Genomic DNA, 9821 nt, shown 5'->3' with positions numbered 1-9821 from the left:
GTGTGTTTTAAACCCCGGGTGCCTCAAAACTGCGCGCCGGCCGGGGGGGGGGCGTTTCTGGTTGGGGGCTTGTTTTTTTAGAACCGTCCTCGCCACTCACGAGGGGCTAGACCCGCTCCAGCTCGAACACCGGGATCACCCGGCTGGTCTTGCTCTGGTACTCGGCGAATTGCGGCATGACGGCCGACTGCCTGGCGTAGACCTCGTCGCGCTCGGCGCCGGCGAGCAACCGCGCGCGGACCGGGAAGGTCTCGGTGCCGAGCTCGACCTTGGTGTCCGGGTTGGCCACCAGGTTGTGGAACCACGCGGGGTTGTCGTCGGCGCCGCCCTTGCTCGCGAAGATGTAGATCCGGTCGTCCTCGAGAAGCGGGACGAGCGGCGCGATCCGCTCGGTACCGGACTTCGCGCCGGTGTGGTGGACGAGGACGAGCGGATAGCCCTCGAACATGCCGCCCGCTTTGCCGCCCCGCTCACGGAACTCCGCGATCACGCTTCGGTTGATCTTGTCGAAGTCGAACGTTTCTGTCATGACCTCGATCGTATGGCGCACCGAGTGACCATATCGATGCTCGAAACCGCCATGAACATATCCATCTGTCGCATTACCATCGCTGCAATGGACCTCTTGGCCGAAGTGCTCGCCGTGGGCGGCGTCCGGGGCACCGCCGGAGCACGCATCGAGGCGTCCGGGCCGTGGGGCATCCTCTGGCACGGCCTCCCGCGCGCCGCCTTCTACGCCATCACCTGCGGGACGGCCTGGCTGGAACTGGCCGGGCACCCGCCGCGGCAGCTCATGCCCGGCGACGTCGTCCTATTGCCGAACGGGCCGGAGCACACCCTGCGCAGCGCCCCGGACGTCGCGATCATTCCCAATGTGTGCACCGCGGCGGAGAAGGCGCGGGACTGCGGCGGCGTGCTGCGGCTGGGCTCCGGGGAGGTCGAGACCCACGTCCTCGGCGCGTCCTACGACTACGACCCGGCGGTGTCCACCCAGGTGCTCGCCACCCTGCCGGAGGTGGTGCACATCCGCGCGAACCGCGGCCGAGACGGGCTTGACGACACCGTCCGGTTGCTGTCGCGGGAACTGGCGAGCCCGCAGATCGCCACCGAGTTCGTCCTCAACCGGCTCGTCGACATCCTCCTGGTCCAGCTGCTCCGCGCTTGGCGGACGGAAAAACCGGCCGAGACGCGGGGAACCTGGCTCGGCATCCTCGGCGATCCGCTGATCGGCGTCGCGCTCGCCAAGATCCACGAGGATCCGGCGAAACCCTGGACCACCGACCTGCTCGCGGCGGAACTGGCGACCTCACGCAGCACGCTGACCCGCCGATTCCGCGAAACCACCGGCCGGACGCCCAGCGACTACCTGACCCTGTGGCGGATGGACCTCGCCGCGGTCCGGCTGCGGGACACGGACGACACGGTGGACACCATCGCCCGCTCGGTCGGTTACACGTCGGTGTACGCGTTCAGCCGGGCGTTCCGGCGCGCCCGGGACCAGGCGCCCGGGCAGTACCGGAGCTCGACGCGGGAGCGCCTCACGCCGTCCGGGTGACCGGAACCGGGGTGGTCACCGGGCGAACATGTGTCGGCTCGGTGGGCGGGTCGCGGTGGGCGGAAAGCTCCTTTCGCCGCGTCTAATGCGGCGAAAGGAGCCTTCGCTCCTGGTCAGCAGTGAGGTCAGGCGCCCGGCCGGGTGACCGGAACGACCTCGAGAAGTTCCTTCAGGCCTTCGAAATCCTGCGGATTCGTCGTGTAGAGCGGCATCCGGTGCGCGATGGCCACGCTGGCGATCATCAGATCGGCCACCCGGCGCCGGGGTGTCCTGTCCATCGCGAGCACGGACGCCGACACCCGGCCGAAGATCCTGGCCGCCTCGGTCCCGAAGGGCAACGGGTCGAATTCGGACTCCACCCGTTGCAGCAGATCCGTACGCCGGGCGCGCTCGGCCGGATCGGTGGCGTAGTGCGGCCCCGCCGACAGTTCGGCGAGCGTGATCGTGCTGATCGACATCAGGTCCGGCAGCTGGGCGTGGTCGATCGTCCTCCGGAGGATGAGGATGTTCGTGTCGAGCAGGCCGTGGACCTCAGCGGCCATAGGGATCTTCCGCCTCCCCTTCGAAAGCGTCGTCGAGGTCCGCGCGGAACCTGTCCGGGTCGATGAGCGGAGCGTTGGCCGACCCGGTGGCGAACTGCTCGCGGGAAACGGCGTGACGGCGACACAGCGGGACCAGCTGGGCGATGGGCGAGCCGCTACGGGTCACGGTGAAGGTCTCGCCGTGCTCGACCGCGTCCATGATCTCGCCGGACCGGTTCCGGAGATCGCGCTGGGAGATCTCGTGCTGAACGCTCATGAATCGAGGTTAGCGCAGGGTGGCACGGCGTGCCACATCCTGCGTCAGGCTGTCTCTTCCTCCTGCTCAGGCTTCTCCGACGGTCGCGTGAACAGCCGCGTCGCCGAAAGCCGCGCGACCCCGTCCGGCTCGCCGAGTTCGTCGGTCGCGTTCCGGATCGTCGCGTCGACGGACAGGTACTTGCGTCCCGCCCGCAGGTCCGCGTCGTTGCGCAGCCGCACGATCAACGGGAACTCGCTCAGCGCGCCGGCGTCGAACAGGCCGGTGGTGTAGATCAGCTGGACGCCCAGCGCCTCCGCGACCGCGCGCTGCAGTTCCAGCAGGTAGCCCGCCGACGCGCGGCCGATCGGGTTGTCGAGGAACAGCACGCCGGAGTGCCGGTTGCGGGCCTTGCCGCGGTTGTTCGCCCGCAGCGCCGCCAACGTGCAGTACAGGATGATCGCCGCGGTCAGCTGCTGCCCGCCGGAGAACACGTCCCGGATCTCGGAGACGCGCTGCCGTTCGGTCCGCAGCACCGAGTCCGGCTTCAGCATGTCGACCCGGAAACCCTTGGGAGCGGCGGCCTGCACGCCGCGCAGCACGAGCGAGAGCCCGTCCCGTTTGACATCGCGGCCGTCCGAGGTCTTCCCCACCGCGGCCTCGTCGACGACCTCGCCCAGCTTCTCGGCGAGCACGTTCTCTTCGAGTTCGGTGAAGCGGATCCGCAGGAACTCCTGCCCGGACCAGTCGCCGAGACCGTCCGGCAGCCGCGAAACCCGTTGTGCCGCACGGAGTGTGCGCAGCGCGCCGTCGACCATGCCCTGCAGGCGGGTGATGATGCCGCCGCGGTGCCGGTCGATCTGCGCGAGATCGTCGGTGAGCGTGCGCAGCCGCGGCCGCAACGCCTCGGCCCATTCGCCGGCGTGGGCGGGAAGCTGGTCGCGGCGGACCGAGATCACCTGCTGCCGCACCGGCGTGCTGAGCTTTTCGAACCGCTTGTCCGTGGCGTACTGCGCGAGCTGGTCGGCCGCGGCCCGCACCCGGCGGTCACCCGCGTCGGCCGCGTCCTGGGCCTCGGTGAGCGCCGTGTTGAGCCGGGAATGCTTGGCGCGCGCGGATTCGACGTCACCCTCGAACGGCGCCTCTTCATCCTCTTTGGACAGAAGGTGTGCCATCGATTCGGCCAGCAGACCGAAGCCGGACGCGGAGGCCTTCGCGGACTCCAGCGTCGCTTCGGCCGCGGCGCGGCGCTCCTGTAGTTCCTCCCACTTCCGCGCGGCGGCGGACACTTCGAGGCCGGCTTCGTCGATCAGCTCCAGGCCGTGCTCGATGTCCTTCGGCCTCGCGTCGAGGGCGAGTGCCGAGGGCTGTTCCGGGAGCTGGCCCAGTTCCGCCTTGCGGGTCGCGACGAGGCCGACGATCTCGGTGCGTTCGTCCTCCAGCACCGCGACGGCCCGGTTCGCGCGTGCCTGCGCCGCTGCCCGCGCCGAAGCGTCGGAGCCGTCCGGTGTCTCCAGCAGCGCCGAGGCCCGCTCGCGGACGGCGTCGTCCAGCGCTTCGAGGGCCGCCCGCGCGGACGCCTCGACGCTTTCGGCCTGTTCGAGTTCGGCACGGAGATCACTGCCGACCTCCACCTTCGCGTACGCCTCGGAAGCCGACGCGAAAGTACGCCGCAACGCGTCCACCGGTTCGGTGGGCACGGGATCGTCCTCGGTGACGTCGCTCGATCCCGGCACCTCGGCCAGTTCCGCCTTCGCGGTCGTCGCCGTACGCCGGTGCCCGTCGGCGGTGCGTTGCTCCTCGCCCGCCTGCTCGCGCAGCCGGGACGCCTTCACCGCGGCCTCGGACGCCGTGGCCTCGGCCCGCTCGGCGATCTCTGTCGCGCGTTCGACGTCGTCCGTCCACTCAGGAATCTTCGCGGCACGCGAGGCGAGTGCTTCCAGCCCGCGGACGCGTTCCCCCGCCTCGGCCGAGGCCGTGCGCAGCTCGGGGATCCGTTCCCGCAGCCCGGCCGCCTTCTCACCGAGCCGCTGGAACTCCTTTTCGGCCTGCGCCAACGCGGTTTGAGCGGTCTCGTGCGCGGTGCGGGCGTTCTGGAGCTGCTCGGCGAGCGTCGCGATGCTGCCGGGCGGGTAGTCCTCGCGCCAGGTCTTGAGCTTCCACGACAGGGCGCTGTCGTCGGCCAGCGACGTCGCCAGTGCCTCCAGCCGTCGCTGGCGTTCCGCGTGCCGGAGCGCGATGGCCTCACGCTCGGCGTCGGCGGCTTCCTCGTCGTACATGGCCGGATTGGGCGGTACGAGGAATTCGATCCCGGCCTCACCCGGCAGACGGTCGGTCGTGGTGGCCTCGGTGGTGGCGACCGGGATGATCGTGTTCGGCAGCAGACGCCGCTCCGCCAAGACCTTTTCGGCGAGCCGGACCTGTTCCGGTTCGTTGAGCAGGATCCCCGAGACCAGCTGGGGAGCGCGGGCCAGCACGGCCGCCCGCCGCTTCTTGTCCAAAGTGGACAGGTAGCGCCAGCCGGACCACGCGTTCATCCCGGCGGCTTCCAGCGCGTCGAGCGCGGCCTGAACCTCTTCGGGAGCGGGCAGGAGACCACCCGAACCGAGTGCGTTCAGTGCGCGCTCGTCGACGGATTCCTCCATCCGCAACGCGGTCTGTTCCTTCTCCGCGGCCGAACCCGCCTCGCGCAGCCGTTCCAGCAGCACCGGGAGATCCGTCTCCAGCGCGACGTCGTCCACGCCGAGGAGTTCGCTCAGCCGGGGTTCGACGGCGAGCGCGTCGGTGCGCCGGTTGGCGCGGTCGAGTTCGTCGGCCGCGCGTTCCAGCCGGTCCTTTGTGGACCCCGCGAGGCGGTGCGCGTCGTTGACCGTGGCCTGCGCGGCACGCAGGTCCTCGGCGACGCGTTCGAGCTCCTGTTCGCGCCGGACGAGTTCGGCGGCGGTCGCCTCGGCCTCGGTCCTGGCCGCGCGCGCCGCTTCGGCGACGTCCACCCCGGCCTTGAGCACGCCGGACCGGACGGTTTCGGCGATCTCCTCACGGATTTCGGCGATCCGCGCGCCGAGCCCCCGGGCCTCCGCCCGGCGCGAGGCCGCGAGGTTCGCCGATTCGTCGCGTTCCGCCTGTGCCTTCTCCGCCTCGGCACGCAGGGCGCCGACATGGGCTTCGGCCTTCGCCGCCTGCTCGGTGGCGTTCTTGGCCAGCCCCAGCAACCCCCTGGCGAGCGCGCCGGCGGCGGCGTTGCGCGCCTGCAGGGCGGGCTGCGCCTTCTGCTCGCGATTCCCCACCAGTTCCCGCAAATCGCGGGCCTTGCGGGCGGCGTTGAGATGGTTGAGCACGGTGGCGCATTCACGCCAGGCCTCGGCCGCGGTCTTGGCCTCGGCCAGTTCGCCGTCGATCCGCTTCTTGCTCTCCTGTGCCTCGTCGAGCCGTAGTTTCCCGACCAGGCGGCGGAGTTCGGTGACCCCGGCGGTGAGCCGGCGGTGGTCGCCCTCGGCCAGTTTCTCCGCGGACTTCACCTCGTCGACGTGCTGTTCGAGCCCGCTCAGCCGCTCGTTCTCCAGCTTGTCGCGGGCGGCGACCTGACCGGCCAGCGTCCGCATCTCGGCTCGGGCCGCGTCGGCGAGCTTCCGCGACGCGGCGGCGACGCCTTCCTCTTCCGCCAGCGGCGTGAGCAGGTCGAGCGCGCCCGCGACGAAGTCCCGCTCCGACAACAGGTCCCCGCGCTGGGCGAGATTGTGCGCGTACGTCGCGACGACCTCGGCGAGATCCTTCGGCTCCTCCTCCGAAAGCACCGCGCGCAACAGGAACTCGACGAACGCCTCGTCGGTGCTGAAGGCGAAGGCGTCGGCCGCCTCGCCCTCACCTGCGTTCATCGCGCGCTGGTAGCGGAAAAGCTCGGTGTCGAGGCCGAGGCCGTCGAGCCGGGACGTCCATTCGTGGTGCCGCCGGGTCCAGAACAGCTCCAGTTCCGGCTCGCCGCCGTGCACCTTGTCCAGCTGGTCGTGGAAACCGGACATCGTCAGCAGCCTGCCGTCCGACGTCAGCGGCAGCGAGTCCAGATCGAGCGAGGGCGTCGGCCGGAAGCAGTACCAGGAATCGACGAGGTTCTCCGAGTCGGCCGACACCACGTGCCCGCGCCATTCCGACACCTTGCCGGTGATCACCCGGTGGCCGGTCTCGACCTGCAGCCACTCCAGCACGACGTGCGAGACGTCCTTGGCGGCGACGAACTTCTCCAGCACCTTGGTGTTCGTCGTGCCGACCACCTGGCGGCGGCCGGGCAGCATGACCGAGAAGATCAGCTTGATCAGGACGGACTTCCCGCCGCCGTTCTCCAGGAACAGCACGCTCGCCGGCGACGGGCGCCGCGGCGGCCCCTCTCCCGCCAGGTGGATCCCGGCGCTGAACAGCGCGTCCTGTTTCGGCGCGGTGATGGCGGCGCCGACGCCGCTGAAGTCCAGCACGACGTCCTGATACCGCGCGCCCGCCGGACCCACCGAGTGCAGGCGAACCCGCGAAAGCTCGTACATCTCTTCCCCTCTAGAGCGTGTCCGACGCGGCCGCACGCAACGTCCCGCCGCCGTTGGCGACCGAGACCACGTTCAGCTCCAGCAGATCGTCGAAGGCCGCGTCGGCGGCGAGTTCCCGCACCTGCACCTGATAGCGCGGTGTCGTCCGGTAGGTCCCGCCCTGTTCTCCGCTGACCTGGACGAGAAAGCCTTGATCGGCGAGGAAACGCAGGGCCCGCGCGACCATGCCGCGTGTGGTGTCCGACGACAGCCTGCCGTCCTTGGTCGCGGCGGCCGCCGGACGCCGGGCGTAGGCCCGCCAGGCCTGTTCGAGTTCGGGCGCGTCGGCCAGCGGGTCGTTGTTCGCCTCGGCCTCCGCCGCTCGCTCGTCGAGGATCCGGCAGGCCTCGCGCACCATCGCGTCCACCTGCTCGACACTGACGCGGCCGATGTAGGTGTCGTTGGCGAGGTCGTCCGGGCGCGGGTAGCCGAGCGCGGCGGTGGCCAGGTGGACGAGCCCGTGCAGGACCTTTTCGGTCTCCCGGCGTTCGCGGATCTTGCTCTGCCGCGCGTAACTGTCCATCTTGATCTCGAAGACGGACTCGTCGGTCGCCGCCAGGACGGCACCGGCCTGGAGGTTGACCTCCAGCACCATCAGCCCGAGACCGGCCGCGACCGCGTGCGTGAGCTGTTTGAACGCCCTGTCCTCGCCGTAGCGCCGGACGAGGTCGCCGTACACGACGTCCCTCGACGGCAGCTGTTTCGGGCGCATGCCGAACGAGACGAGCCGGGCCGCGGATTCGACGTCCCCTGTGGTCGTCACGCGACCTCCTCCTCTTCTTCACGGCGATCGACCGCTGCCGACGAAAGCAACAGATCCGCCCCGCCGAACTCGGGGTCTTCGAGCAGTGTGCCGTCGTCGACGGCCAGCAGCACCTGGCGCTCCCCCTGCCGGAGCGCCGCGCCGACCTCGGGACTGTAGGCGTGCACCGCCCGCAGTGCGACCAGGGCGGGCAGCCCGGGATCGATCCGGCGGGCCTCTTCGAGCAACCCGGACAGCCGTCGCGGCACCTCCGGGAGGTCGAGCAGGTCGTCGGCGAGGCGCCACTGCTCGTCGCCGAACCTGTCGGTGACGTCGGCGGGCATCAGCTCCGGCTCGGGGATCTCGCCGACGAGCTGGTCGCGTTCGGGGGCGGGCCGCAGCAACAGCGACACCAGCGACGACAGCGACGGCACGGTCGGCGGCGAGATCCCGGCACCGGCGTGGAAGAACGACTCGGCCGGCGCGACCGCCTGGGCGATCGGCAGGCGCAGCGTCGGCATCAGGAGCTGGCCGAACAGGTCGATCGTGGCGCGCTGCGGCGGCCCGGAGAACTGCTGACGGTCCTGTTCGGCGCGGAACACCGCACCCGCGTCGGCGAGCCGCGACTGGAGCCGGGTGTGGCGGCGGATGCAATCGCTGACGATGTCGACCAGCTCGGCGGCGCGGCGTTTGCGGTCGAGGTCCTCGGTCTCGTCCCGTGACGCGGTGATGTTCTTGAGGATCGCGTTCTCGGCGCGGAACCGGGACTCGATATGGGACAGCGCCTGATCCAGCAGGTCCGGGACCTCGCGCTCCCAGTCGACCGCGCGCACGTCACGGCGGGTGGCGTCGAGTTTGGCGCGCAACGTCTCGCCGTACTGGACCGTGCGGTAGCGAGCCTGTTCGGCGGCGAGCTTCGCGTCGGCGAGGCGGCCGCGGTTGATCAGGTTCTCCAGTTTGACCTCGGCCGCGATCTGCGCGGACTCGACATCGGTGTCCAGCGCGCCGACGAGCACGTTGATCGCCTCGTCGGTGGCGCGCAGGTAGACCTCGCCGTCGGGCGCGGCCAGCTCGACGAGCAGTTTGAAGTCGAACTGGCGACGCTGGTAGCCGCCACCGGGGCCGATGGAGCCGTAGACGCGGCGGAATCCGCGATCGGTGGTGCCGACGTTGATCAGGTTGTCGAGCACCCACCGGGCCACCTTGGCGTGCTCGTCGGGCGTCCGGCCGGGCGCCTGGAGCGCGACGAACGGCAGCAGCCGCGCGATCACCTGATCGTGATCGGCGCCGGTGTCGAAGTCCATCGACACGGTGACCTGGTCGATCGTGTGCAGGGCGATCTCGGCCATCTGGTAGATCGTGGCGTCCGCCCAGTCCAGCTTCGACTTGCGCGCGTCGAGGTCGTGCAAGGGCGCTGTGCAGGCCAGCGCCTTGAGGCGGCGCGTCAGCCCCTCGTCGGCCAGCCCCATCCCGGTCAGCTCGTCGTCTCGCACAGCAGGCCAGGCTAGTCGCCGCCACCGACACCCCGCACGGGTGACCTGGGTGCCCGGCCCAGAGGGCGGCGGTAGCGTCTCGTTCATGCGTGAAATGAGCAGGGACGAATGGTGGGAGTTCGCGAGCGCGGGGACGCGGACGGGCATGCTGGGCCTGGTCCGGGCGAACGGGGCGCCGATCGTGACGCCGGTGTGGTTCCTGCTGAACGAGGGGCCGGACGGTGACGAACTGATCTTCACCACCGGCACGGACACCCTCAAGGGGAAAGCGCTGCGGCGCGACCCGCGGCTCTCGCTCGCCGTCGACGACCAGAAGCCGCCTTACTCGTATGTGCAGTTCACCGCCGAAGCCGTGTTGCACGACGACCTCGACGAGATGCTCGAATGGGCGACCAGGCTCGGTGGGCGGTACATGGGTGAGGACAAGGCCGAGGCCTACGGCAAGCGGAACGCCGTCCCCGAGGAGTCCTTGGTGCGGGCGCGGATCACGAAGGTGATCGCGCGGGCGGACATCGCCGGCTGAGTCCTTCGGAGTGAGGGGCTGCCGCTCTGGCCGGAGTGTGGTCGCGGGTTGAGCTTGTCGCGAAATCCCCATTAGGGGCAAGGGGGGTGCCGAAAGTGGGGGTCGCGACGCCCCCAGGCGGTGGGCGGGGGAGCAAGCGGCCCCATCACGCCGCCCGGGT

The 9821-nt window shown here is 70.3% G+C and carries 8 protein-coding genes; 2 read left to right on the top strand and 6 right to left on the bottom strand.

What is annotated here, in order from left to right; genetic code table 11:
* Positions 1–106: 106 nt before the first annotated feature.
* A complete protein-coding gene (locus ACFWIW_RS41900) occupies positions 107–529 on the bottom strand; it encodes a nitroreductase family deazaflavin-dependent oxidoreductase (protein ID WP_378373571.1) in 423 nt (140 codons plus the stop codon).
* Between the two features lie 87 nt (positions 530–616).
* On the opposite strand from ACFWIW_RS41900, the gene ACFWIW_RS41895 reads away from it, so the two are divergent.
* Positions 617–1555, top strand: a complete 939-nt coding sequence (locus ACFWIW_RS41895) for an AraC family transcriptional regulator (RefSeq protein WP_378373570.1) — start codon at positions 617–619, stop codon at positions 1553–1555.
* A gap of 125 nt (positions 1556–1680) precedes the next feature.
* On the opposite strand, the gene ACFWIW_RS41890 is transcribed toward ACFWIW_RS41895, so the two are convergent.
* Genes ACFWIW_RS41890 through ACFWIW_RS41870 form a run of 5 tightly spaced genes read right to left on the bottom strand, consistent with a single transcriptional unit; the run spans position 1681 to position 9114 of the window.
* Positions 1681–2097, bottom strand: a complete 417-nt coding sequence (locus ACFWIW_RS41890) for a type II toxin-antitoxin system VapC family toxin (protein ID WP_378373569.1) — start codon at positions 2095–2097, stop codon at positions 1681–1683.
* A complete protein-coding gene (locus tag ACFWIW_RS41885) occupies positions 2087–2353 on the bottom strand; it encodes a type II toxin-antitoxin system Phd/YefM family antitoxin (RefSeq protein WP_037344006.1) in 267 nt (88 codons plus the stop codon). Before ACFWIW_RS41885 ends, ACFWIW_RS41890 begins: the two co-directional genes overlap by 11 nt.
* A gap of 44 nt (positions 2354–2397) precedes the next feature.
* Complete coding sequence (locus ACFWIW_RS41880) at positions 2398–6864, bottom strand: hypothetical protein (protein ID WP_378373568.1); 4467 nt, start codon at positions 6862–6864, stop codon at positions 2398–2400.
* 10 nt (positions 6865–6874) lie between these two features.
* Entirely contained in the window at positions 6875–7615 is a 741-nt protein-coding gene (locus ACFWIW_RS41875; RefSeq protein WP_051071906.1) for a hypothetical protein, read from the bottom strand.
* Positions 7616–7662: 47 nt separating this feature from the next.
* On the bottom strand, positions 7663–9114 hold the full coding sequence (locus ACFWIW_RS41870) for a hypothetical protein (RefSeq protein ID WP_378373572.1): 1452 nt from the start codon (positions 9112–9114) through the stop codon (positions 7663–7665).
* 109 nt (positions 9115–9223) lie between these two features.
* Here ACFWIW_RS41870 and ACFWIW_RS41865 point away from each other — a divergent pair, with 109 nt between their 5' ends.
* The gene (locus tag ACFWIW_RS41865) at positions 9224–9661 is read left to right on the top strand and encodes a PPOX class F420-dependent oxidoreductase (protein WP_378373567.1); all 438 of its coding nucleotides are present in this window, start codon (positions 9224–9226) and stop codon (positions 9659–9661) included.
* Positions 9662–9821: the final 160 nt, after the last annotated feature.

Origin of the sequence: Amycolatopsis sp. NPDC058340, assembly GCF_042723975.1 — a bacterium.
GTDB lineage: Bacteria > Actinomycetota > Actinomycetes > Mycobacteriales > Pseudonocardiaceae > Amycolatopsis.
The sequence above is the reverse complement of the archived record's forward strand: the minus strand, read 5'-3'. Positions and strand labels throughout refer to the sequence as shown.